This window comes from Candidatus Omnitrophota bacterium, assembly GCA_041648975.1.
In the GTDB taxonomy this organism is placed as follows: domain Bacteria; phylum Omnitrophota; class Gorgyraeia; order 2-01-FULL-45-10; family 2-01-FULL-45-10; genus JAQUSE01.
The window spans coordinates 13,220-36,562 of record JBAZNZ010000009.1 but is presented as its reverse complement, the minus strand read 5'-3'; the positions used below and the strand labels follow the sequence as shown (position 1 = coordinate 36,562).

General features: G+C 49.7%; 23 protein-coding genes and 1 tRNA gene. 1 reads left to right on the top strand and 23 read right to left on the bottom strand.

The genetic code is table 11. The features are described from left to right. Window positions 1-158: 158 nt before the first annotated feature. Entirely contained in the window at window positions 159-1,493 is a 1,335-nt protein-coding gene (gene glnA, locus WC592_04005; protein MFA4981615.1) for a type I glutamate--ammonia ligase, read from the top strand. Here the strand turns inward: glnA and lpxI are convergent. The 23 genes from lpxI to WC592_03890 form a co-directional block, all read right to left on the bottom strand. Beyond that, on the bottom strand, window positions 1,490-2,293 hold the full coding sequence (gene lpxI / locus WC592_04000; GenBank protein MFA4981614.1) for a UDP-2,3-diacylglucosamine diphosphatase LpxI: 804 nt from the start codon (window positions 2,291-2,293) through the stop codon (window positions 1,490-1,492). The two genes, glnA and lpxI, sit on opposite strands and share 4 nt — an antisense overlap. Before the next feature lie 6 nt (window positions 2,294-2,299). Beyond that, entirely contained in the window at window positions 2,300-2,776 is a 477-nt protein-coding gene (gene fabZ, locus WC592_03995; GenBank protein ID MFA4981613.1) for a 3-hydroxyacyl-ACP dehydratase FabZ, read from the bottom strand. A gap of 7 nt (window positions 2,777-2,783) precedes the next feature. Then, window positions 2,784-3,698, bottom strand: a complete 915-nt coding sequence (gene lpxC / locus WC592_03990) for a UDP-3-O-acyl-N-acetylglucosamine deacetylase (GenBank protein MFA4981612.1) — start codon at window positions 3,696-3,698, stop codon at window positions 2,784-2,786. After that, window positions 3,695-4,723 carry a UDP-3-O-(3-hydroxymyristoyl)glucosamine N-acyltransferase gene (gene lpxD / locus WC592_03985; GenBank protein ID MFA4981611.1) on the bottom strand — a complete coding sequence of 343 codons (1,029 nt, stop codon included), beginning with the start codon at window positions 4,721-4,723 and terminating at the stop codon, window positions 3,695-3,697. The genes lpxC and lpxD overlap by 4 nt, the downstream gene beginning before the upstream one ends. A gap of 17 nt (window positions 4,724-4,740) precedes the next feature. After that, window positions 4,741-5,247 (bottom strand): OmpH family outer membrane protein, encoded by a 507-nt coding sequence (locus WC592_03980; GenBank protein MFA4981610.1) that lies wholly within the window; start codon window positions 5,245-5,247, stop codon window positions 4,741-4,743. A gap of 75 nt (window positions 5,248-5,322) precedes the next feature. Then, window positions 5,323-7,641, bottom strand: coding sequence for an outer membrane protein assembly factor BamA (gene bamA / locus WC592_03975; GenBank protein MFA4981609.1), 2,319 nt, complete (start codon window positions 7,639-7,641; stop codon window positions 5,323-5,325). Further along, window positions 7,638-9,014, bottom strand: a complete 1,377-nt coding sequence (gene dnaB, locus WC592_03970; GenBank protein MFA4981608.1) for a replicative DNA helicase — start codon at window positions 9,012-9,014, stop codon at window positions 7,638-7,640. Before dnaB ends, bamA begins: the two co-directional genes overlap by 4 nt. A 164-nt stretch (window positions 9,015-9,178) precedes the next feature. Continuing rightward, on the bottom strand, window positions 9,179-9,622 hold the full coding sequence (gene rplI, locus WC592_03965; GenBank protein ID MFA4981607.1) for a 50S ribosomal protein L9: 444 nt from the start codon (window positions 9,620-9,622) through the stop codon (window positions 9,179-9,181). 32 nt (window positions 9,623-9,654) lie between these two features. After that, window positions 9,655-9,939, bottom strand: a complete 285-nt coding sequence (gene rpsR, locus WC592_03960) for a 30S ribosomal protein S18 (protein ID MFA4981606.1) — start codon at window positions 9,937-9,939, stop codon at window positions 9,655-9,657. A gap of 111 nt (window positions 9,940-10,050) precedes the next feature. Further along, window positions 10,051-10,530 (bottom strand): single-stranded DNA-binding protein, encoded by a 480-nt coding sequence (locus WC592_03955; protein MFA4981605.1) that lies wholly within the window; start codon window positions 10,528-10,530, stop codon window positions 10,051-10,053. A gap of 2 nt (window positions 10,531-10,532) precedes the next feature. After that, window positions 10,533-10,814: a 30S ribosomal protein S6 gene (rpsF, locus tag WC592_03950; protein MFA4981604.1), complete on the bottom strand. Its 282-nt coding sequence runs from the start codon at window positions 10,812-10,814 to the stop codon at window positions 10,533-10,535. An 86-nt stretch (window positions 10,815-10,900) separates the two neighbouring features. After that, window positions 10,901-11,479 carry an aminoacyl-tRNA hydrolase gene (pth, locus tag WC592_03945; protein MFA4981603.1) on the bottom strand — a complete coding sequence of 193 codons (579 nt, stop codon included), beginning with the start codon at window positions 11,477-11,479 and terminating at the stop codon, window positions 10,901-10,903. An 11-nt stretch (window positions 11,480-11,490) separates the two neighbouring features. Next, entirely contained in the window at window positions 11,491-12,210 is a 720-nt protein-coding gene (locus WC592_03940; GenBank protein ID MFA4981602.1) for a 50S ribosomal protein L25, read from the bottom strand. Between the two features lie 36 nt (window positions 12,211-12,246). Continuing rightward, entirely contained in the window at window positions 12,247-13,188 is a 942-nt protein-coding gene (locus WC592_03935) for a ribose-phosphate pyrophosphokinase (protein MFA4981601.1), read from the bottom strand. 99 nt (window positions 13,189-13,287) lie between these two features. Beyond that, the gene (locus WC592_03930; GenBank protein ID MFA4981600.1) at window positions 13,288-14,556 is read right to left on the bottom strand and encodes a sugar phosphate nucleotidyltransferase; all 1,269 of its coding nucleotides are present in this window, start codon (window positions 14,554-14,556) and stop codon (window positions 13,288-13,290) included. Window positions 14,557-14,678: 122 nt separating this feature from the next. Next, window positions 14,679-14,752 (bottom strand) — tRNA-Gln (locus WC592_03925). A gap of 508 nt (window positions 14,753-15,260) precedes the next feature. Then, entirely contained in the window at window positions 15,261-15,755 is a 495-nt protein-coding gene (locus WC592_03920) for a septation protein SpoVG family protein (protein ID MFA4981599.1), read from the bottom strand. A 95-nt stretch (window positions 15,756-15,850) separates the two neighbouring features. Continuing rightward, on the bottom strand, window positions 15,851-16,789 hold the full coding sequence (gene ispE / locus WC592_03915) for a 4-(cytidine 5'-diphospho)-2-C-methyl-D-erythritol kinase (GenBank protein ID MFA4981598.1): 939 nt from the start codon (window positions 16,787-16,789) through the stop codon (window positions 15,851-15,853). A gap of 10 nt (window positions 16,790-16,799) precedes the next feature. Next, entirely contained in the window at window positions 16,800-17,753 is a 954-nt protein-coding gene (locus tag WC592_03910) for a transketolase family protein (protein ID MFA4981597.1), read from the bottom strand. A 20-nt stretch (window positions 17,754-17,773) separates the two neighbouring features. Beyond that, a complete protein-coding gene (locus tag WC592_03905) occupies window positions 17,774-18,778 on the bottom strand; it encodes a hypothetical protein (GenBank protein ID MFA4981596.1) in 1,005 nt (334 codons plus the stop codon). An 18-nt stretch (window positions 18,779-18,796) separates the two neighbouring features. Beyond that, window positions 18,797-20,449, bottom strand: coding sequence for an AAA family ATPase (locus WC592_03900; GenBank protein MFA4981595.1), 1,653 nt, complete (start codon window positions 20,447-20,449; stop codon window positions 18,797-18,799). A 95-nt stretch (window positions 20,450-20,544) separates the two neighbouring features. Then, entirely contained in the window at window positions 20,545-21,378 is an 834-nt protein-coding gene (locus tag WC592_03895) for a transketolase (GenBank protein ID MFA4981594.1), read from the bottom strand. A gap of 118 nt (window positions 21,379-21,496) precedes the next feature. Then, complete coding sequence (locus tag WC592_03890) at window positions 21,497-23,032, bottom strand: tetratricopeptide repeat protein (GenBank protein MFA4981593.1); 1,536 nt, start codon at window positions 23,030-23,032, stop codon at window positions 21,497-21,499. Window positions 23,033-23,343 lie beyond the last annotated feature (311 nt).

Sequence of the window (23,343 nt, the reverse complement as noted above, 5' to 3'; positions counted from 1 at the left end):
CCAAGGTGATGGGTATATCGAGACAGGCCGTCATAGACAGGATAAATAAGGGCACGATAAAAGCTACCAGGGCGGGCAGGCAATATATCATCGACAACGATGAGGCAGCAAAACTTAAAAAGGGCGAAAGCCACCATAAAGAGGCTGATATGAAGAAGATGCTGCGCGGAAAAGGAAGCGAAGCCAAAGTCCTTAAGATGGTAAAGGACAATAACATCAACACCATACAATTATGGTTCGTCGATATCCTCGGCATATTGAAGTGCGTTTCTATAACGCCGAGGGACCTCGAGGAGGCGCTCTACCACGGCAAGGGATTCGACGGCTCTTCGGTGACGGGCTTTGCCGAGGCGCAGGAATCCGATATCATAGCGATGCCTGACCCGGCGACGTTCCAGATACTGCCGTGGGAGGGATCGGCCGAACCGGTAGCAAGGTTATTCTGCGACATACTGAACCCCGATAGGACGCCTTATGCCGGCGACTCCAGATACGCGCTGAAAAGGCAGCTTGATAGGGCCGAAAAGATGGGGCTGACCCTTTACATAGGCCCGGAGCTTGAATATTTCTACTTTAAATCCGAGAAAGCTCCTGAGACCCTGGACGAAGGGACATATTTTGAGCTCATCCCTAATGATATCGCGGACGTCTTGAGGAACAAGACCGTCGGGATACTGGAAAAGATGGGCATACCCATGGAGGCGAGCCACCACGAAGTCGCCCCGTCCCAGCACGAGATAGACTTAAGGTACAGCAAGGCTTTAACTATGGCCGATAATATCATAACGGCCAGATACTGCATAAAGGAAGTGGCAAAGGCTCATGGCGTCTACGCTACCTTCATGCCTAAGCCCATATACGGCGTGGCCGGGAGCGGTATGCACGTCCATCAATCCTTGTTCAAAGGCGACAAGAACGCTTTTTATGACAGAGACGACAAGCACCACCTGTCGGCCATCGCGAAACATTTCATAGCCGGGCAGATAAAACACTCCAGAGAGATATGCGCCCTTACCGCGCAATGGGTCAATTCTTATAAGAGGCTTGTCGCGGGATATGAGGCGCCGGTATACTCGTCATGGGCGCAAAAGAACAGGACGGCGCTTATAAGGGTGCCGGTATACAGGCCCGGGAACGAGAAGGCAACGAGGGCTGAGCTGCGGTGCCCGGACCCGTCAGCCAATCCGTATCTGGCCTTCGCCGTCATGCTGGCCGCCGGACTCGACGGCATAGAGAAACAATATAAGGCGCCTGAGCCGGTCGAGCCGAACATATACAAGATGGAGATGTCCGAGCGGGAACACAGGGGCCTCGTAGCGTTGCCGGGGAATCTCTATCAAGCCATAGCGGAGACTGAAAAGAGCGCCCTGGTAAAAGAGGCGCTCGGAGAGCATATATTCACAAGGTTCCTGATAAATAAGAAGAAGGAGTGGGAGGACTACAGGACGCAGATAACGGGCTACGAGATCAAGAAGTACCTGCCGCTGCTCTAAATTATTACGACGGATATTCCGTTTTCGTCGGCGAGCTTTACAAGACCATCCTTATCCATAAGGATGGTCTTTTTTTCCTCAAGGGCGAGAACGCTGCCGCCTGCCTTTATAAGAGTCATAAGAGTATCCGGCCCGATAAGCGGCACATCGAGCCGCATATCCTGGTTAGGACGCGCGACTTTCACTACGACGAATCCGCCCTTGACAAGGGAGCCGGAGCGGAGGATCGTCTCATCCGTCCCCTCAGCGGCTTCCACGGCGATGACAGACCTGTCTTTCACGGCGATCGTCTGGCCTATATCGAACATGGACATCGTTCTTGCGACAGAACTACCGTATTCTATATCTTCCAGCTCCTTTTTTGTAGGCTCTCTCCTGGTAAGAAGGCCCTTAGAGGGTATAAGGTCTTTAAGATATGTGGTGGAATCGAGGACCTCAACGCCGAATTTACCCAGAAAATCGGCTATCCCGTTAAGTATCTGGTAGTCCTGCTTTCCGTCGATCTTATTCAGGATCGACTTTGCGTCGGCGTCAAGATTCTTGTCGTCTTTAAAGACCGTCTCTTTCTTTACCTTGCCCAGCATTACGATCTTCCTTATCCTCTCGGCAGCCAGCAATAGGACAGCCTTCTTGAGATCGCCCCATTCGAACCAGTGTATCTTGTGGACGTGCTCTTCCAGACCCGAATCGGTCACCCCTTTAAGGGCGAACGCTATCACAATATCCCCTTTGTCTTTCGCCACGCGGGCAAAAACAGAAGGAAGCTTACCTGAACCTGCGACCAGACCTATTCTTGTCATTTTATATTATTTCTTCTCTTCTTCAGACGACCTGATGAACGCGAACATGAGGTCTGCCTCGGCAACCACATCATCACCGACCTTTGCCACCGCATGTACCTGCATGACGCTAAGCTTTGTCTTCAGGAGATCGACCTCTATCCTCAAGACGTCTCCGGGCAGCACCGGCTTCCGAAATCTGGCGTTATTTATGCTTAAAAAATACGCAAGCTTTCCCAGGTTATCTCTCATATTGAGCGCGCCGACGCCGCCTACCTGGGCCATCGCCTCTATGATAAGGACTCCCGGCATTATCGGATGCCCCGGAAAGTGGCCCTGAAAGAAAGGTTCGTTTATAGTGACATTCTTAATGCCGACGACCTTTTTTTCGCTTACTTCGACTATCTTGTCGACGAACAGGAACGGATACCTGTGGGGCAATATCTGCTGTATCTGGTTTATATCCAGCGTCTTCCCTAATATATCAAGCGCTTTTTCACCCATCTATAGCTCACTCCTTTTTAAGTTTCTTCACAAGTTCCATATTCAATTTATGGCCGCTCTTTACAGCTACTACATGACCGATAAGCGGCATACCCAGTATATAGAGGTCTCCTATGAGATCGAGCACTTTATGCCTGACAGGTTCATCGGCGAACCTCAGTTTATTCTTCACCGGGCCCTCTTTACTTATTACAAGGGTGTTATCGTAATTGGCTCCCTTGCCCAACCCCATCTTCAAAAGTATGAGGGCCTCTTCTTTCAGGCAGAACGTCCTTGCCGGCGCTATCTCCTTTTCAAAGGACTTTTCGTTCACGGCTATCTCAAAAAAATGGGTCCCGAGAGACGGGTTCTTGTAAGACATCGTGTACGAGATCTTGAATTCATCGCTCGGAAAGACAGCCAATATATTGTCATCGCCCCTGACCCAAACAGCGTTCTCCGCTTTCAATACCTTCCGGGGCTCGTCCTGCTCCCGCATCCCGGCCTTCTTCAACGCCTCGACAAAGCCTAATGCGCTTCCGTCCAGGCCGGGCAGTTCTACATTATCCAATTCGGCGGTTATATTATCTATACCGAGGCCTGAAAGAGCGGCGAGAAAATGTTCCGTTGTCTGTATCTGGAGTGGGCCTGTGCCCAGAGTAGTCCTGCGTTCCGGGGCCTTGCCATGAACCAGAACTTCGTTCGGTTCATGGCAACTATGAACCGAACCCCCGGAGTGTTTGGGGAGAATGTTCTGGTTCATAGTTGGGCCTAAAGATCGTATGTTTAAAAGGGGTTTATTTGGAAGATCGGTCCTTATGAAATTTACGCCTGAATTTGCGGGGGCGCTGTTAAGCTTTAATGTTATCGGCTTGCCTGTCTGGAGGCCGACGCCTTCCACCACAACCTGATCTTTTATCGTCCTTTGTCTAATAGGGATCACTTCTCTAATTCTTTTATCCTGGATTCCAGCGCGCGGACGCGTTCATAGAGTTTGGGCAAGAGCCCGATAGACGCTATGATATCTCTCGCCTTATCTACCGGTTTTGCCGGATACCAGAACAAAGTAGTGTTGGCGGGAAAAGATTTAGATATGCCGGTCTTGGCGCCGGCGCGGACAAAGTCACCTATCTTAAGATGGTCCGCCACTCCTACCTGGCCCCCGAATATCACGTTCCTGCCAAGTTCGGTGCTCCCGGATATACCTGTTTGAGCCGCTATAACGCAATTCGGGCCCAGGATGACATTGTGCGCTATCTGGACCAGATTGTCTATCTTGGACCCCTTACCTATTACAGTCTTATTAAATCTGGCGCGGTCTATCGTTACGCAGGCGCCCAATTCGACGTCATCTTCCAGGACGACGGTTCCTACCTGCGGTATCTTAAAAAAGGTCCCATCCGGCTGGACATCGTAACCGAACCCGTCGCTTCCGACTATCGTGCCGGAATGTATTATGACTCTATTCCCGATGATCACCTCTTCCCTGACGGTGACATTGGGATATATAATACAGTCTTTACCTACTTTGGCATTTTTGCCTACATAGCAGAATGGATAAATCGCGGTATTATCGCCTATCTCGGCGCCGTCCTCGATGACAGCATACGGCCCCACAGCGGCGTTGCGGGAGAGCCTGGCGCTCTTCGATATCACCGCCGTAGGATGGACACCTTTCGGATGCGGGATCCTTTCCGGGAACAGGACATCGATTATCTTAGAGAAAGCGGTCGACGGGTCATCGACCTTGATAAGAGGTTTCTGACAACTCTTCTTTATGGTCTTCGGCACCACTACGCAGCTGGCGCACGTCTTCTCCAGCAGACCGTCGCATTTAATGTTCAGCAGGAAAGAGAGGTCCCCTTCGCGCGCCTCATTAATGCCGTTTATGCCTTTTATCAAAATCTCGCCGTCGCCGACGACTTCGCCGCCGATGAACCGCGCTATTTCCTTTACTTTTTTAGACATATATTTATCGATGCGGTTTACTTATTCAGCCTTTTGAGTACCTCAGCCGTCACGTCGTACTGTTCTCCGCCGTATAACAGCATGCGCGAATTGAGCACTATGTCGTAACCCGCTTCTTTAGCGTAGTCGCCGATGACCTTTTCTATGTCCTTCATGATGCCGCCAAGAAGATCGTTCCTCTCCTTCATGAGCTCGGCCTGGGCCTTACTATCGAATGCCTGCAGAACTTTTATCTTCTCATCTATGACCTTCTGCTTATCGGCCTTGCCTTTTTCCGAAAGAAGAGCCTGCTCATCCTTGAGTTTCCTCAATTCATCTACCATCTTATTCCGTTCGGCCTCTTTCGCCTTGCCTTTTTCTTCTAGGTTTTTTTCCGAATCCTTAGTCTTCTTATATTCATCAAATACTTTCGCCAGGTCTACATAAGCGAGCTTGTATTCCTTAGCGTAAACCTCTCCCGCCACGCCGGTGAAAAGGCCAAATGCAAAAACTGCCGCTACCGCTAAAACCATCAGCTTCTTCATCTTCTCCCCCTTTTTTAAATTTCGCATCTATTTTTTTATCTTACAACTTAAAACTTACGACTTATAACTACGCCCCTAAAACCCCCTCGACATACTGAAATAGAACTCTCCGGTCCTTTCGTCCTGATAATTCTTATTCAGCGGATAACCGTAATCCACCTTCACGGGACCGACCGGGGTCTTAACCCTTAAGCCGACTCCCGCGCCGGAACGAAATTCCCCGCCTCTGACAAAATCTCCCATCTTACCCCATACATTACCTACGTCATAGAATACCGCCCCTTTTATCACCCTCTCGTATATAGGGAAGGTAAGTTCCGCGTTGCCTATAAGCATGCTCTCGCCTCCTATGGGCTCATTGGACCCGGTATCTCTCGGGCCCACGCGTCTTTCCTTATATCCGCGTATTGTATTCGCTCCGCCGGCGTAGAACCGTTCGTATATGGGCACCTTTGCCGTATCGCTATACGCGCTCTCGAGACCGAGCCTTCCCTTTACCTCGAGGACTATTTTTTGGAAGAATGTATGGTAATACGCCGCCGAGGCGCCGCCTTTTACGAAATCCTTATCGCCCATTATGATGCCGCCGGCGTTCTCTACGTAACCGTTGGCTACGTAACCTCTCATAGGATTGAATATGTTATCCCGGGTATCTACTGTAAGGTCGAACGTCAATTTCGATATCCAATTCTTTCCCGCTTCGTCTTTGAAGTCCTGGGACGCGTTATCGATGACATCCGATATCTGTACTTCCTCTATCCTGTAGTTAAGATCGGCCCTGATATAATCCGTAAACTCTTTTCCCAGCCTCATGTTGAATCCCGTCCTGGACTCATCATACGCCCATCCCAGCTCGCCTTTCTGGTAATGGGTCGTCCTGTAAACGTCGAACCCGAAAAGGTAGGGATATCCGAATATCCACGGCTCTGTCCATGCCAGATCGAAATTATTCCTGACCATGCCTATCTCGGCCTTGATCGACAGGTTCTGTCCGGCGCCGGTAAATGAAGGGAAATTCAAGAGATCGAAATTCCTCTGCGTTATCTCCACGAAGCCCAATAACATATCCACCGAACTATACCCGCCGCCGAAGGAGAATTCGCCGGTCTTCGTCTCTTTGACGTTCACTACGAGATCCTGGACATTCGGATTCCCGGTCGCCTCGGTATCGAAACCGACGTTCTCGAAAAATCCGAGGTTATATATCCTCTCCTTCGAACGCCTTATCTTGTCTCCGTCGAACTTATCTCCGGGGTACAGCCTGACTTCCCTCCTGACCACGACATCCCTGGTCTTCGTATTGCCCTTAACCTCTATCTTGCCGACATACACGATCTCTTTGGCGTCGACATTATATACGATATCGATATCACCCGTATCCTGGTTCAGCTGCCGATCCACATCGACAATGACGTTCATATACCCATATTTATAATAATATTGCCTTACGGCCGAGGAATCATCGCGCAGCATCCTGGTAGAAAAAGGTTTCCCCTTCTTCATCGTTATCCTGCCGTTAACGTCTTTTTCGGGCAGGACGAGGTTGCCTTTTACCGATATGTCGCCGACCTTATACTGCTTGCCTTCTATCACATCCACATTGATGTTGAGTTTAGTGCCGTTCTCTATGTAATCCAATCTCGGCACGGCGTCAACGTCAAGATACCCTATATCGTCGTACATAGCCCTTATCTTGTCGAGGTCCTCCTGTAAAACTTCTTCTTTAAATACTCCCGGGTTGAAGAGCCATGCGGGCTTCGTCCCCAATATCTTCTTTATCTTGTTTGTAGGTACGGCCTTATTGCCGGAGATGTTGATGCTCGCCACCTTTATATGCGTCTTTTCGTCTACCGCGATGTTAATGGTCGCCTTATTGGTCTCTTTATCCACACCAAGCGTATACGCGACCTCCGCGAGCGGATAACCTTTCTTTATATATTGTTCTTTTATTTCGGCTATATCCTGGGCCAGCAAAGTGAGATTAAGCATTTCATTGGGTTTCGATTTCATCGTCGATTTAAGCTTCTGGCTCCGCAGGGCCGTATTGCCCTTAAAAACGATATCTTCGATGACCGGTTTCTCTTCCACAAGGAACGTCACGGCCACGCCGTCGTCGCGCTCTTCCACGTCTATTGATATATCGGTAAAGAACTGCATCGCATAAAGTCTTTTTATATCGTCGTTAACGACATCCTGACTGAATTTTTCCTGCGCCCTCGTCTTTATCTTGGCTAATATGGTCTCGGTGCTGATGACCCTGTTATTCTTTACATTTACGCTTGCAATGGTCCTTCCCTCGTTCCCGGCGGCGCCTTGTGAATAAGAAACGGCCGTAAAAACGCCGCACAGCATCACAGGCAATATAAGGATCGCGATTATTTTGTAGCGTCTCACACTCTCTCCATCTTTTCCATATCCACGTCGACAAAATCTTCCGACTTCTGGGCAATGTTCTCAAAACGCATATACTCTCCGAGAAACGCGAGGTTCAGGCTCCCTACTGGGCCGTTCCTCTGCTTAGCTATTATGACCTCCGCAATACCCTTGTTCTCATCGGTCGGGTTGTAATACTCCTCTCTCAAGAGAAGCAGCACCAGGTCGGCATCCTGTTCAATAGCGCCCGACTCCCTCAAGTCGGAAAGCTGGGGCCTGTGGTCGGACCTTTGCTCCACAGCGCGCGACAACTGGCTTATAGCGATGAGCGGCACCTTCAACTCTTTGGCTATAGCCTTCAGCGACCTGGATATCTCGGATATCTCCTGCTGCCTCGATTCGGATCTAGCGGGCCCCTGCATAAGCTGGAGATAATCGAGCACTATCAATTTAATATCGAACTGGGCCTTTAGCCGCCGTGCCTTAGCCCTCAGCTCCAGGACCGTTATGCCCGGTGAATCATCTATGTAGATAGGCGCTTCCGATAACTTTCCGGCCGCGCTGACGAGCCTCGGCCAATCCGCCTGGGACAGAAAACCCGTCCTGACCTTATGCGCGTCGACTCTCGCGTGCGAACATAGCATCCTCTGGACGAGCTGTTCTTTGGACATTTCAAGGCTGAAGAACGCGACCGGCTCTTTTTCGATAACGCCCGCATGCTCCACTATGCATGAAGCCAGCGCGCTTTTACCCATCGAAGGACGGCCCGCTATAACCACCAGGTCAGAGGGCTGCAGCCCGGCGGTCCTCATATCGAGTTCCCTGTAGCCGGTAGCTATGCCGGTAATATTCTCTTTTCTCTGGTAAAGGTTGTCTATGGTCTCTATGGAATCTTTTATGACTTCTCTAAGGGAGACGAACCTGGATTCCACTTTCTTGGATGTAACGTCGAATATGCGCTGTTCCGCCTTGTCCACAAGCGTATCGGCGTCCATGGTGGTATCATAACATTCGGTGACTATCTGGGTGGCTGTATTAATGAGGTTTCTGAGAAGGGCCTTTTCCTTGACTATCTTAGCGTAATGGACAAAATTTGCTGTGGTAGGGACGGCCGACGCGAGGCTCGATATGTAGGCCGGGCCGCCTGCGTCATCAAGTGAGTTTGTCTTCTTGAGCTCTTCCATGACCGTTATGATGTCGACGGCCTTGTTCTCGTCGAAGAGCCTTAACATCGCGGAGTATAATTTCCTGTGGGATTCTTTATAGAAATAATCCGAATTCAATATCTCTACGGCCTGCGAAATAGCGTCGTGATCTAAGAGCATGGATCCGATGACCGCTATCTCGGCTTCTACGTTTTGCGGCGGGACCTTTTCTATCGACTCTTGAGCCATAGCACTCTCTAACAATTTTGTGTAATGTTAAATGTGTAATGTGTAAAGCGAGTTTAATGGGTTATTGTTTAATGTAAAAAGATTAGACAGAGCGAATTTTCCATTACACATAGCTACATTACACCAACATTACACATTACACATAAAACTTTACACAAAGCTGTCTACTTTTTAACTACCCACACTCTAAGGTTCGCCTTCACTTCCGGATGGACCTTGACTATGACCTGATATACTCCAAGCTTCTTTATGGGCTCTTCCAGCTGGATGCCCCTCTTATCCACCTCTATGCCTTCTCCGGCGAGAGCGGAGGCGATATCGTCATTCGACACAGATCCGAATAATTTTTCTTCTTCGCCCGCCTGCGCGGCTATAGTAAGCGAGAGGTTGGAGATCTTATCGGCTATCTTTTTGGCCGCGTCTATTATCTTAGCCTCTTCCGAGGCTTTCTTCTTCTTCAAAAGATCGAGTATCTTCATGTTCCCCGGAGTGGCTTCTTTTGCCTTGTTACTTGGGATTAGAAAGTTCCTGGCGAAGCCCTCTTTAACCGTAACGACGTCCCCTATAGAACCGATCCTATCGACGTTCTGTGTAAGTATAACTTTCATGTTCTCCTCATTGTATCTATGCTCTAACTCTACTATTCAGCCACAAAAGGCAGCAGCGCCATGATGCGGGCTTTCCTGATGGCCTTCGCAAGCTGTCTCTGGTGTTTTGCGCAGTTTCCCGAGATCCTCGAAGGCATGATCTTGCCTCTCTCAGTCAGGAATTTCTGGAACCTCATATATTCGAGATAATCGAGGTTCTCTACCTTATCATTGCAGAATCTGCACGGCCTCTTCTTAAATATCTTTTTCTTCTTAGGGTCCTTCTTGACGCGCTTACCGTCCCTACCCGTTTTCGGCTTATTGAAAGGTTTAAACATTTTTTCTCCTCGTTATATCCTTGTTAGTTTATTGTGTTCGTTGCGTTTTTTGCGTTCATTGCGTTAACCCAACAAACCCAATAAACGCAATTAACTAAACTCGGTCTGACTCTAAAACGGCACTTCATCGCTTGGGCTTGAATTAGCCTGGCTGGAGGGTTTCCCGTTCGCCTGCGGTTCAGCCTCTTCGCTGAGGTTGATGGTGGCGATATCCTCCGGCATAGGTCCGGGCGCCTCTGAAGTCCCCTGACCCGCGGTTTTGCCCATCCTTAAGAATTGTATATTATCTGCGACGACCTCAACGGTATTCCGCTTCTGGCCGTCCTGCGTTTGCCAATCCCTCGACTGCAGCCGCCCCTCCACGAATACGGGGCTTCCTTTCGACAGATACTCGCCGCACACCTCCGCGCGGCGCCCCCATACTACGACCCTGAGAAAAGAGGTCTGCTCTTTCTTTTCGCCTGTCTGGCTTTTGAATACCCTATTTACGGCTACGGTAAACGTAGCTACGGCCGATCCGCTGGGTATGTAGCGGAGCTCCGGATCCCTTGTTAAATTCCCTATCAGAAAGACCTTATTGAGATTTGCCATAACTATCTCCGCGTTATCATCGTCCTTAATATATCGTCGTTAAGCTTACATACGCCTTCCAGCTTTGAGACAGCGCTTGCGGGAGCCTCAAAATCGAGCTTGTAATAGTAGCCTTCCTTGAGTTTTTTAACCGGATAGACGAGCTGCCGCTTGCCCCAGCTTTCTTCTTTCTTTACATTGCCGCCGTTCTTTACCACGGCGTCGCCTATTGCCTTAAATACGTTCTTGACGTCTTCTTCTTTAAGCTCGGGTTTTATTATGAAAAGCCCTTCGTAATTATTCATTACCTATCCTCTCCTTATTGATCATTCAATGATACTACCACAACATAAACAAGAAATCAAAGACATTCTGCTTCGCTCTTCAACTTCTATGACGTGCCGACTTTCCTTTTATTGAACTTATTCATAGCTATATCGATACCCTTCCCGACAAGGCAGGTAATGGCGTCGGATGCCAACGATATCACATGCGTCACATTACGCATCTCCTTGCGTTTGAAAGGACTAAGGACGTAGTTCGTTATATCGCCTTTGTGAACTTCCGTGGCTATTCCTACGCGCAGGCGCGGAAAATCGTCGCGGCGCAGAGTGGCCACTATCGATTCCAGTCCTTTATGCCCTCCGGAGGATCCGTGCGTCTTAAGCCTTATCTTACCCAACTCCAGGTTTATGTCGTCGCATATGATAATGAGGTCGTTCACGTCTTTTACCTCGCATCTGAAGAGCTCGCCGACAGCATGGCCCGATAGGTTCATGTATGTCTCGGGAAGGACCAGCACTGCATCCTCTCCGGATATTTTTCCTCTGCCCACAAGCGAAAAGTGGAGTTTCTGGTTTATCCTGATATGGTTCTCTTTCGCCAGGGCCTTTACTACCGCAGAACCCATATTGTGTTTTGTGGAACGGTACTCCATCCCCGGATTACCGAGGCCGACTATGAATTTCATACACTTAACCTCTATTTCTTCTCTTCTTTAGCCGGGCCTTTTTCGCCTTCTTTCGGAGCGGCCCCTTCCTCGCCTTCACCGGCTTCTTCCTCTTTCTTCTTGCGGATAAGCTCCGGTTCCGCCGCGCCTTCAGCGGCGACTTCCTCTTTCGGAGCCTCTACCTTAGGAGGCTTCACTATCATGACTATCAATTCCGGATCATTAAGGACCTTGACGCCATCAGGCACCTTTACGCTCTTCACGTACACGGCGTCCCCTATCTTCAACGACGAGATCTCCACCTCTATCTTCTCGGGTATATCTGTAGGCAGACATTCCACCTGCAGTTCTCTCATAACGTGTTCCAGGATACCGCCGTCCACTTTTACGCCGACAGGCTCGCCATGGGCGGTAATGGGAACGTCAACCTTCAACGTCTCTGTCAACGATATCTCATTGAAATCGACATGAAGGACACTGTCCTTTATAGGCTCACGCTGTATCTCCTTTATCAACACGGTCTTATCCTTAATAGTGACCGCGCCTCCGGATATCTTCAGCGTTATGATAACGTTCTCTCCGGCCGACGTATGCAGGACATCCTTCAACTCGACGTTGGCGACCTGGAGGCTCAGCGCCGCCTTGCCTTGCCTGTAAACATTTGCCGGTATAAGGCCTTTTGCCCTAAGGTCTTTCGCTATTCTCTTGCCTGTTTCAGTCCTGACTTCCGCTTTCAGTATCACCTTTTCCATGTGTAACTCTCTCCTTTTTACCCATCAGTGGTAATTTCAGTTAAACAACACGCTTATCGATTCTTCTTCATGTATCCTCTTTATCGCCTCCCCCAGAAGCGGGGCGACAGACAGGACTTTAATGTTCTTAATCGCCTTCTCTTTGCCTATAGGTATGGTATCGGTAACGATCAATTCTTTAAGCGCCGATCTCTTAAGTCTCTCTATTGCCGGGCCGCAAAGGACCGGATGGGTAATAGCCGCGTAAACATCATTGGCCCCTTCCTTCTTCAGCGCTTCGACGGCCTCAACGAGAGAACCTGCGGTAGCCACCATGTCATCCACAAGCACAACGTCCTTACCCTTGACGTCTCCCATTATATGCATCACTTCCGCCTCTTTATCATTGACGCGCCTTTTATCGACGATGGCGAGGTTGCGTTTAAGCCCTTTGGCGTAGGCCCTGGCAGTCTTTATGCCGCCGACGTCGGGCGAGACTACTACGATATTCTTATCCAATTTCATCTTTTTAATATGGTCGGTCATTAATTTAAAAGCGAAGAGGTGGTCGAGCGGTATGTCAAAGAAGCCCTGGATCTGCCCGGCGTGCAGGTCTATCGTAAGCACCCTGTCGGCGCCGGCCTGGGTGAGCAGGTTAGCGACGAGCTTCGCCGTTATCGGGACGCGCGGCTGGTCTTTCCTGTCCTGTCTGGCGTAACCGAAATACGGCAATACCGCGGTTATGCGCCGGGCCGAAGACCGTTTGAGCGCGTCTATCATGATTAGGAGCTCCATGAGATAATCATTCGTCGGGGAACACGTCGACTGGACCACGAATACATCATGTCCGCGGACGTTCTCGTTTATCTTGAATCGGATCTCTCCGTCGGAGAAAGTGTCGAGCGACGCGTCGCCCAGCTCCACCCCCAGATATTTACAGATGTCGACGGTAAGCTTCTTGTTTGAATTACCGCTGAATATTAGCAGGTGATTTTTCATGGTCAAACCCCTTTTTATGTTACGTAATGGTAGTGAAAGTTAATTAAGGTTATGTAAGGTTGCTTGAGTTTTATTAACGTTACGTAACCTTCGCTAACCTTACGTAACGTTATGTAACCTTTTTTTTAATATCCTCGCCGGCACGCCCAACACCGTCGCGCCTTTCGGGACATCGTGGTTCTTAGGCACGACTGCCCCTGCTCCGACGACTGCGCCTTTGCCGATCGACAGGGGCGCTATCAGCCTGGCCCCGACGCCTATGAAAGCTCCGTCTTCTATAATGGTCCTATTCTTATTCTTCCCGTCGTAGTTTGCCGTAATGACGCCGGCGCCGATATTGGCTGACTTCCCTAACTTAGTATCTCCAAGATAAGTATGATGTTTTACCTTTGTATCGTCGCCCACTTCTGTCCTGACAAGCTCCACAAAATTCCCCACCTCAACACGGTTGCCTATACGCACGCCTTTTCTTAGCCGCGTAAAAGGGCCTATAAGGCAGGAGGCGCCTATCTCCACATCCGATTCTATATATGTATTTGCGTAAATGACCGTATCGCGGCCGATCTTCGCGCCCGGATATATTACGGTCGATAGCGGGTCTTCTATCGTAACGCCTGCGTCCATAAGCTCGTTCAATATCCTGCTCTTGACTGTAGCCGTAGCAACAGCCAGGTCTTTTCTCGTATTTATGCCTATCATCTCGCTCGCGTCTTTGGCCGAAACCGCTTCTACCGGCAAACCTTTTTTACCCAGAATTTCTATTACGTCGGTCAGGAAAAATTCTTTCTTCCTGTTATTGGGCCTTATACCGGATAGCGCTTCAAAAAGGTCTTTTGCCTTAAAACAATAAGTGCCGACGTTAATTTCGTTAACAACTTCGCCGTAAGAATGGGCGTCTTCCTCTTCCATGATCTTTACTATCTTGCCGGCGTTCGACCGTATTATCCTGCCGTAGCCTGCGGGATCTTTTAACCTGACCGTCAGAAGGGTGGCGCTTGCCCCGGCGGCCTTATGCCTTTCGATGATATCCTTTATCGTCCGGGGCTTGATAAGCGGCGTATCTCCGCAGATAACGAGGATATCGCCGGGATGTTTCCCAAGGACCCTCTTTGCCGTCTTGACCGCGTCGCCGCTGCCGAGGAGCTTCCTCTGGATAACGACTTTAGTCTCTTCCCCTAACAACTCTTTAAGTCTGTCGATACCGAATCCGGCGACGGTCACCGTCTTGGAAATACCGGCGTCCCCGACAGCGTCAAGCACATAAGAGATGATAGGACGCCCCAGTATCTTATGAAGGACCTTAGGTACGTCGGACTTCATCCTCGTCCCTCTTCCCGCCGCAAGTATAATCGCTGTTATGTTTTTCATAAAATGTTCTTTATTGTTCTTCGACTTCAACAGTTACTCATGAACTGATCAGGTCCTTCGAACGCTCCTATTCGTCGCGTTCTCAGGATCAAATTTCGTCGTAGTCTAACTCAGGCGAAATTTGGTTGCCCAGCCTGGATTCGAACCAGGACCCACAGCTCCAAAGGCTGGTGTGCTACCATTACACCACCGGGCAATCCCATCCAACTTGTTCCTCCGATATAATTTTTCGGCCCGTCAGATGGCAGAACTTTTGGGTCGTTGCTGGAGCGAAATTTTCCTTGTCCTCCCAGACAAAATTTTTTCGCTCTATTATGGCGACGACGGCAACCGGCCACGTGGGTTGCCTGCCCGCCTGAAGCAGTCTCTCGCTGGCAGGCGGGAGCCGTAAATTTTGATAACGTCTTACCAGCCGCCCCGCCTCTCCAGTAAAATTTCTTCACTCTGACTGCAAGGGCAGATAACGGCAGGTAGCCCTTGAGGCGTCATATTTTGCCGAGGCTGCACCATAATCTAAACTCTTTAAACCGTTGTATCCATAACGGCAAGATAAAAAAATATATAACTACTATCAAACTCAAATACTCTTGACGGCAAAATTAGCCGAAAGGGCGCCTGCCGTTAAGCTGCCCTGTGGTGGAGCGAAAAATTTTATCCCTCGGCCATAGGCCTCGGGATGTTGCAAACTGACTTGCTGAACTGTCTTATAACTCTATATCGTTATCCTCCTCGACGTCTCCGATAGCGTGAGGGCCCCTGTGCTGCGGGGCGCTCTGTGGAACGGTTGACGGAGCGCTCGGTCGAGTCGAAGGACCTTTCGTTTTTTCATTCTCGTAAGCATCCAGGACTTTCTTCTGTATGTAGTCCCTGCATTCCGCGGTTATCGGATGCGCGATATCCTTGTGCTCCGACTGTCTTGCCATATCTTCTCCCGGCTGAACCGGCCTGGGCTCGTGGCTCTGCGGGAGGCTACCGCCGCACTGGTTGCAGTATTTGCTCCTCACCGCATTCCTGAAACCGCACTTAGGGCAAGGCTCTTTTATCTTCCTGGAAGGCATAGCGACGAAGAGGCCTTTTGTGCCTTCTATGACCTTCACGTTCCTGACGACGAACGCGTTATCGAGCGTAAGCGTCGCGTAAGCCTTTAGCTTCTTGTCCTGCCCTTCTTTCATAAAAATCTTTATCTCCGTGATCTCCATGGTGTATAAGCTCCTAAATTTTTCGAAGAAAAATTTATGCCGAGGCAATATTTTGATTGCCGAGGCGCAAATTCCTCAAATTAACATTACTTACCTTATTTCTCTGTTTTCGCGACAAATACCTGCCAGCTTGCCCGTTCAGGCGCCGGCAGGCTACCCAAAAGCCTTCTTTTAGCGGCGAGCGCCTCCTTTCCGTCCCTATAGAGACAAAATACGCTTGGCCCGCTTCCCGATACAATCGCTTTCTTGTTTAGAGAAGAAGCCAAGCGTTCTATTACCTTACCGATCGTCTCTTTTTTAGCTATAACCGTCTCTTCAAGGTCGTTGTAAAGCATAGATTCGATCTCGCCAAAGTCCATAGAACCCGCCGATTGACGGATTATTCTATCACCGCAATGGCGTGTTGTCAAGGCCTTCGGCAAATGCTCAGGCCTTGATCCCGAGCCCCGGCGAGGGACCAAGGCCTCTTGATGGGCGTCAAAAGCCTCGTAAACATCCTTTGTGGATACCTTGAAACCGGGATAGATTATCAAGTGCCAGAGGCGTTTTCTTACATCAGCCTTCTCCAGACGCTCTCCCCGGCCCCTGCCGACGGCAAACGGTACGTCCAGGATAAAGAACGGGACGTCGGAACCCAGCCTGGCGGCAAGACTTAACAATCCGGCTCTGCCTATCTTCAACCCGAACAGCCTGTCCATTCCCATAAGGACACTTGCGGCGTCCGAACTGCCTCCGCCAAGGCCGCCCGCTATCGGTATCTTCTTCTTAATGTCTATCTTTACGCCGTATTTCAGCTTATGGCGCCCCAGAAACAGCTTGGCGGCTTTATACACCAGGTTATCTTTAGGGCTACGCGTAATAAATCTATCCGAAGAGACGATAATGCCTTCCCGAATCTTTGTTATCCGTATACGGTCGCAAAGGGATATCTTCTCAAATAGAGTATAGATATTGTGATAGGAGTCTTTTCGCTTGCCGAGGATCTTTAGGACGAGGTTTACTTTAGCAGGCGCAGTTAATTCTATGGATGTCATATCGATCTGTCTACCGCTTTTTTGCGAGGACCTCTCTCGCGGATGATACAATATGTTTCGCCGTAAGGCCGAAGTATTCGAACAGCTCGTCCGGCTCGCCGGATGTGCCGAATTTATCCTTAACGCCGACCATCTTCATCGGTACAGGGCATTCCTGGACCACGATCTCCGCTATGGCGCTGCCCATACCGCCGGCGATCAAATGCTCTTCCGCCGTGACTATGGCCCCCGTATCGCGTGCTGCCTTAATGACGGCGTCCTTGTCTATCGGTTTCGGGGTGTGCAGATTTATAAGCCGCGCGCCTATGCCGTCTTTTTCCAGCATATCGCACGCCAGCATCGACTCGTATACCATCTGGCCGCAGGCAAATATGGTCAGGTCTTTGCCATCCCTCATCATGACCGACTTGCCTATCTTGAATACATCGTCGGGACGCGTAATGACGGGCATCCCGCTTCTGCCCAGCCTTATATATACAGGCCCCCTGGTCCCGGCGGCTTCTATCGTCGCCTTCTTAGCTTCAAGCGCGTCGCACGGGACGATCACGGTCATATTAGGCAGGATCCGCATAAGCGCTATCTCCTCAAGCGCCTGGTGAGTGGCGCCGTCCGGTCCGACGGAGATGCCGCCGTGGGTGCCGGCTATCTTCACGTTAATGTTCATATAAGCGGCCGATATCCTTATCTGGTCCCACGCCCTGCCCGACGCGAAAACCCCGAATGTGCACGCGAACGGGATCTTTCCCATTAGCGCTAATCCGGCCGCGGTTCCGATCATGTCCTGTTCGGCAACACCCATACCGAAGAACCTCTCCGGGAACTGTTTTTTGAACCAGGCCGCCCTTGTCGAATCGGTCAGGTCGGCCGACAGGACGACGACATCCTTATTCCGTTTCCCCAGTTCTATCAGGCCCTCGCCGAAACCGTCTCTCGTCGGGACCATCTTAAAGTTGCCTGCGCTCACATTAGACTCCCCTGTATGCCCTACGCGATACCTTCTATAAGTATATCCTTGAATTTTATCTTTTTCGTCCTGAATCTCTCCGCGTCTTCCCGGGAAACCCTTATCATCTTCTTATCGGCCTGATTGACTATCTCTATGTAATCATAATCTTCGAAGAAGTAACCGCGGAGCACGTTTACGGCGATCTTAAGGGCTTCCTCGAGTATCCTGCCCGGGTAATTTTCATCCACCAACGCTTCGGGCGAACCGGGCCCTATCGACAGGTCGAACTGGAAATAACGTTTGCCGTTTTTGTCCAGATACCGCCCCTTGGACGACTTGACCGAAAACGCGTCCGATAATTTCTTGTCCTCCCTGAAATCTATTTTGATCCTGGAGGCTACCTGTTCCGCCAGGAATTCGGTCATCGCGATATCTTTAACATAAAACCTGTTATTCCAGTACCCGATATCGCTAAGCGCCGTCGGCTCGGCCCTGAAGAAGTCGTTCATCACGTCTTCCTGCCACTTCTTATCGAGGTTCATCTTCTGGAATATCTCTTTTACGGCGCGTTCTTTCTGCGCCTGGGGATTCATGCGCAGGTCTATGAGCATCCTCTTGCCGTATTCTCCCCTGGATATATCGTTCAACATGAACCTCTTCACATCGTCCACGGACTTGATAATAACTATCTGTATCTCCGGGATACGGATATCATGGGCGATGATAACATAAAAGTCATAGTCCGCGTCCGTCGACAACGAGACGCGCGATACGCTAAGCAGCACGTCGTTTATATGCTCGCTCGCCTCTTTTGTTATGGCGAATGTGAAATCGAGCAGATTCTCAAGCGGCAGGTATATCGCCACCGTCTTGCCGGCCGCGCCGACCTTGACGTCTACCTTATATTCCTTTTTACATACCTCAAGTATGCATTCCTTAAATTTCTCTTTAGGGTATGTCGGGGTGCAACCGTTTAAAAAAGTAACCAGTAACCAGTAACCAGTAACCAGTAAAATTAAAGAACAGGTCCGCTTTGTTTTCATTCCCAAGATGCCCGCCTCTTATTTCTTCTGCCATTCGCTGTTCGTGTGCGTCTTGCCGTATTCCTTGAAGATCGCCTCTATATCGTCGTAATCCAGCTCATCTTTCGCGAGGAGTTCTTTGGCAAATCTCTCCGCGATGGTCCATTCGTTCTTCAGCAGCTCTTCGACGCTCTTTACGCATGCCTGCATAATCTTGTCGGTCTCTTTATTCAGGGCGTCTTTCGTATTTTCGGACAATTGTGTTTCCGGGATGAGCGTGTAATCGCCGACGAGGCCGGCGTCGTTCATGCCCCATCTCCAGACCATATTATGGGCTATAGTCATGGCCTGTTTGAAATCCATGTCCACACCGTTCGAGGTCGTATTGAACTTCATCTTCTCTATCACATAACTCGCCAGGCATATCTTGATATCGGCGATAAGCACTTCTCTGGTGTCCACATGCCATTCTTCCCTTAAATTCGAGTGGACGACGCCAAGCGACGATTTCCGCCCTATGATCGAAGCTTTGAAGACATCCTTAGTCGGATGCAGGAGATACGTAGTGACGAGGTGCCCGGTCTCGTGCCAGGCTACCATCTCGCGCTCCCGCGGGGGCATGGTCCGCTTATGTTTCATGCCCATGTCGACCCTCTCGATCGCCTCCGAGATGTCTTCCAGCTTTATGACGTCGCGATTATCTCTTGTGGCGATGAGCGCCGCTTCCTTGATTATATTTTCAATATCTGCCGGAGATTTATATACGGCTTTTCGAGCAAGCCGCGCTACGTCTATCGAAGGATCATGCTGTATCTTATCGAGATAAAACTTGAAGAGCTTCTCCCTATCCTCCAGCCCCGGCTTATCTATATAAAGTTTTCTGTCGAACCTGCCGGGCCTCAAGAGCGCCCGGTCGAGGTTGTCTTCAGGGGCGTTGGTAGCGCCGATGATGATGACGTTCTGCTCAGACGACGGATTTCCGTCTTTATCCTTTATCTCCTGCAGGCCGTCCATCTCGGCGAGAAGCTGGTTCTGCGTGGAGTTCGTCTCTTCCGTCCCGCCGAATACCGAGAATACTCTTTTTCTCGCGATGGCATCGAGTTCGTCTATAAAAACAATGCAGCCGCCGTAACCGTACGCGAGCTCCCTGGCTTTTTTGAACAGCCTTCTCACCCTGGAGGCTCCGACCCCGACAAATATCTCGACGAATTCGCTGCCCGACATCGCCAGGAACGGCAGGCCCGTCTCGGTCGCTATCGCCTTGGCCATATAGGTCTTTCCGCACCCCGGAGGCCCTATCATAAGGATGCCGCGCAGTATCTTCCCGCCTATCTTCTTCAGGCGCGCCCTGTCCGATATGAGCTGGACGACTTCCCTGGCCTCCACCTTTACATCTTCCATGCCGACGACGTCGTCCCATTTCACATTGACGCGCTCGCCCTTTATCGTCGACTTCGACACCTTGGCAAGCCCGCCCTGCATGAACATCATGTACATGAACACGAATATGGTGGCGTTCAGCGCTACCATTATAAGGTTGATCGGCATCGTCGCGAGCGTGATCTTCCTGTAGAAAGACTCGAGCGACATGAGCCCCCACACCGCCAGGAATCCCACCAGGACCACGGCAAGTATGATGACGATCCTCACCCAATACATCTTGATATACATCTTCATTTTTCTGGATAACATAATTAACTCCTTGTAAATTGACTATGGTTTATTGCGTTCATTGAGTTCATTGCGTTTATTGCGTTGAACGCAACAAACGCAAATAACTCAAGAAACTAGAGCCCTTTTAACTGCTTATCCAACTCTTCAATGGCCCGTTCATACTGATCCCTCGACGGGGCTACGCCGTGCCATTCCGCCTTGTTCTCTACAAATGAAACGCCTTTACCTTTTATGGTATGGGCTATGATTATAGTCGGTTTGCCTTTTACGCCGGAGGCCTCATCGAGCGCGTCCATCAGCTTGGCAATATCATGGCCGTCTGTTTCGATGGCATGCCAGCCGAAGTCTTTCCATTTATGGATATACGGCCCCATGTCCATCACGTCGCAGCAAAAACCGTCTATCTGCAGCTTGTTGAAATCTATTATAGCGCATACGTTATCGAGCTTGTAGTGGGCTGACGTCATGGCCGCTTCCCATACCTGGCCCTCGTTCGTCTCGCCGTCGCCCATCAGGCAATACACCCTCATGCCTGTCTTGTCGAGGCGGGAGGCGAGCGCCATACCGTTCGCTATCGACAGCCCCTGCCCCAGAGAACCACTCGACACTTCCACTCCCGGCAGGCCTATCTGGGGGTGGCCCTGCAGTTTACTGCCGAATTTGCGAAGCGTCCAGAGCATATCTTTAGGGAAATATCCTAGATCGGCCAGGACGGCGTAGTGCGCCGGGCATCCGTGCCCTTTTGACAAAAGAAATCTGTCCCGCCCTTGCCAGCCGGGATCTTTTGGATTATGTTTTAATTTATAATAGTATAACGAGATCAATATCTCGACGATGGAAAGGCTGCCGCCAGTATGACCCGAACCGGCAATCATCAACATCTTCAGGATGTCTTTGCGTATATCTACTGCTTTCTTTTTCAGAGTTAATATGTTGGGTTTATTCATGTGGTCTCGCTATTAAAAGGTTACATAAGGCTAGTGAAGGTTAATTAAGGTTACGTAAGGTTAGTAGACTTTTGTAACCTTACGTAACATTCACTAACTTTACGTAACATTACGTAACCTACCTTGCCTTTCTCAGCTTCTCTCTAATTTTATCCTGCATATCCTTGCTGGGTTTAAGTTCGAGCGCCTTCTTCCACTCTTCCCTTGCCCTACCCTTCATACCTTTCTTAAGGTACGCCTCACCGAGATGGTCCCTTATTTCGGGATCGCCCGGTTCCAGCTTTAACGCCTTCTCCAATTCCGTAAGCGCCTCATCCGTCATGCCATTCTTAAAATACGCCCATCCGAGAGAATCTATATAAGCGGCATTATCGGGATCTGTCTCCAGCGCCTTCTTTATAAGGAGGATGGCCTCGTCCAAGGCTCCCCCCTTTTCTACCAGCATGTACCCAAGGTAATTACAGGCGTCCGCGAAATCCGGGTCTAATCTTATCGCTTCCCTGAGTTCTCCGGCGGCCAATTCTTTGTCGCCTCTCTTTTCATAAAGGACTCCGAGATAAAAATGGACTTTCGGGTCATCTCTATCTATCTCAAGCGCCGTGTTATAGAACTTCAGCGCCTCATCGTATCTCTCCAGGACAGTATACGTAAATCCCAGGGCTATATACAGGCTCGCTTCCTTCGAACCCCTCTCCAACGCGGCGTCGAGCGCCTTTATCGCGTCCTGCGGCCTCTTTTCGCCCAGATATATATTCGAAAGCTCTATGTAAGCGTCGAGATCGTTGGGATTATTCTTCAGCAAGAGCTCGTATTTCTTTATCGCCCTGTCTACCTTCTTATCTTTATAGTATAAGATGCCGATGTGGTGATATAGCTTCGTATTCAGAGGATCTTTCTCAAGAGCCGTTTCGAAATTACGGATGGCGCCGGGGAGGTCTTTTTTCATCTCATATAATATGCCGAGCCCTATATACGCCTCGACGTATTCGCCGTCTACCGAGACCGCCTCTTTAAGCATCTCTATGGCCTCGTCGGTCCTCTCCATCCTCGAGTAGATGACCGCAAGGTTGAAATACAGGACGGCGGAGTCTTTCTTATCCTCGAGAAGCTTCTCGTATACAGCGGCAGCCTCAGCCATCTTCTTCTGTAATACAAATATGTCCGCCAAAGAACTTAGCGCCCATATGGAGTTCGGGTCGAGCCGCGCTATCTCTTCGTACTCTCTGCGCGCCTCTTCAAGCATACCCAGCGACGTATATGTCAACGCCAGGAGGAACTTCGGCCTCACGTCGGAGGGGTCAAGCGATTTGGCCGTCTTCAATTCTTCGACGGCGTCGTCTTCTTTCTTAAGAAGTATATAATCTATGGCGAGCCTCGTATGCAGGTAGCTTACGCCGGGCTCGGACTCTATCGCCTCTTTGTATTCCCGGATAGCGTCTTCGGGCTTGGACTCGTTATCGTTGATAACGCCCATCGTGAAATGGGCTAGCGACCTGGAAAACGCATTCGTCGGGCGGACCTTCTGGACGACCGTTTCCCATAACGAGAGCGGATTTTTTTTGGCGGAAATGTCTATTACAGCATCTAAATCGACCGTGGATATTAGAAGTGTAATGAGAACTGCCAGGGAAAATATATATTTTGTCGCGCGCACTATAGTGACTCTTAAACAGAGGTTTAGTTATAAGCTGTAAGTCGTAAGTTGTAAGCTTTTAACTTAAAACTTACAACTTACAGCTTACGACTTATTTCTTTTTATGGCGGTCTCTTCTCATCCTTTTTTTTCTTTTATGCTTCGCCATCTTCGCTCTTTTACGCTTACGTCCGCAAGGCATTGGATATCACCTCCTAGTAAACTATAAATCCGAAATACGAATATCGAAATACGAAACAACATCAAATAACCAAAATTCAAACGACCAAAACAGCAGTTTTGAAAATTCGAAAGATTGAATTTGTTTCGAA

Bases quoted from the DNA above. Each gene is read 5' to 3' on its own strand.
- glnA (MFA4981615.1), top strand. From the start codon at position 159: ATGCTGCGCGGAAAAGGAAGCGAAGCCAAAGTCCTTAAGATGGTAAAG.
- lpxI (MFA4981614.1), bottom strand. From the start codon at position 2,293: ATGACAAGAATAGGTCTGGTCGCAGGTTCAGGTAAGCTTCCTTCTGTT.
- fabZ (MFA4981613.1), bottom strand. From the start codon at position 2,776: ATGGGTGAAAAAGCGCTTGATATATTAGGGAAGACGCTGGATATAAAC.
- lpxD (MFA4981611.1), bottom strand. From the start codon at position 4,723: ATGTCTAAAAAAGTAAAGGAAATAGCGCGGTTCATCGGCGGCGAAGTC.
- WC592_03980 (MFA4981610.1), bottom strand. From the start codon at position 5,247: ATGAAGAAGCTGATGGTTTTAGCGGTAGCGGCAGTTTTTGCATTTGGC.
- dnaB (MFA4981608.1), bottom strand. From the start codon at position 9,014: ATGGCTCAAGAGTCGATAGAAAAGGTCCCGCCGCAAAACGTAGAAGCC.
- rplI (MFA4981607.1), bottom strand. From the start codon at position 9,622: ATGAAAGTTATACTTACACAGAACGTCGATAGGATCGGTTCTATAGGG.
- rpsR (MFA4981606.1), bottom strand. From the start codon at position 9,939: ATGTTTAAACCTTTCAATAAGCCGAAAACGGGTAGGGACGGTAAGCGC.
- WC592_03955 (MFA4981605.1), bottom strand. From the start codon at position 10,530: ATGGCAAATCTCAATAAGGTCTTTCTGATAGGGAATTTAACAAGGGAT.
- rpsF (MFA4981604.1), bottom strand. From the start codon at position 10,814: ATGAATAATTACGAAGGGCTTTTCATAATAAAACCCGAGCTTAAAGAA.
- pth (MFA4981603.1), bottom strand. From the start codon at position 11,479: ATGAAATTCATAGTCGGCCTCGGTAATCCGGGGATGGAGTACCGTTCC.
- WC592_03940 (MFA4981602.1), bottom strand. From the start codon at position 12,210: ATGGAAAAGGTGATACTGAAAGCGGAAGTCAGGACTGAAACAGGCAAG.
- WC592_03935 (MFA4981601.1), bottom strand. From the start codon at position 13,188: ATGAAAAATCACCTGCTAATATTCAGCGGTAATTCAAACAAGAAGCTT.
- WC592_03930 (MFA4981600.1), bottom strand. From the start codon at position 14,556: ATGAAAAACATAACAGCGATTATACTTGCGGCGGGAAGAGGGACGAGG.
- WC592_03920 (MFA4981599.1), bottom strand. From the start codon at position 15,755: ATGGAGATCACGGAGATAAAGATTTTTATGAAAGAAGGGCAGGACAAG.
- ispE (MFA4981598.1), bottom strand. From the start codon at position 16,789: ATGACATCCATAGAATTAACTGCGCCTGCTAAAGTAAACCTCGTCCTA.
- WC592_03905 (MFA4981596.1), bottom strand. From the start codon at position 18,778: ATGAAAACAAAGCGGACCTGTTCTTTAATTTTACTGGTTACTGGTTAC.
- WC592_03900 (MFA4981595.1), bottom strand. From the start codon at position 20,449: ATGTTATCCAGAAAAATGAAGATGTATATCAAGATGTATTGGGTGAGG.
- WC592_03895 (MFA4981594.1), bottom strand. From the start codon at position 21,378: ATGAATAAACCCAACATATTAACTCTGAAAAAGAAAGCAGTAGATATA.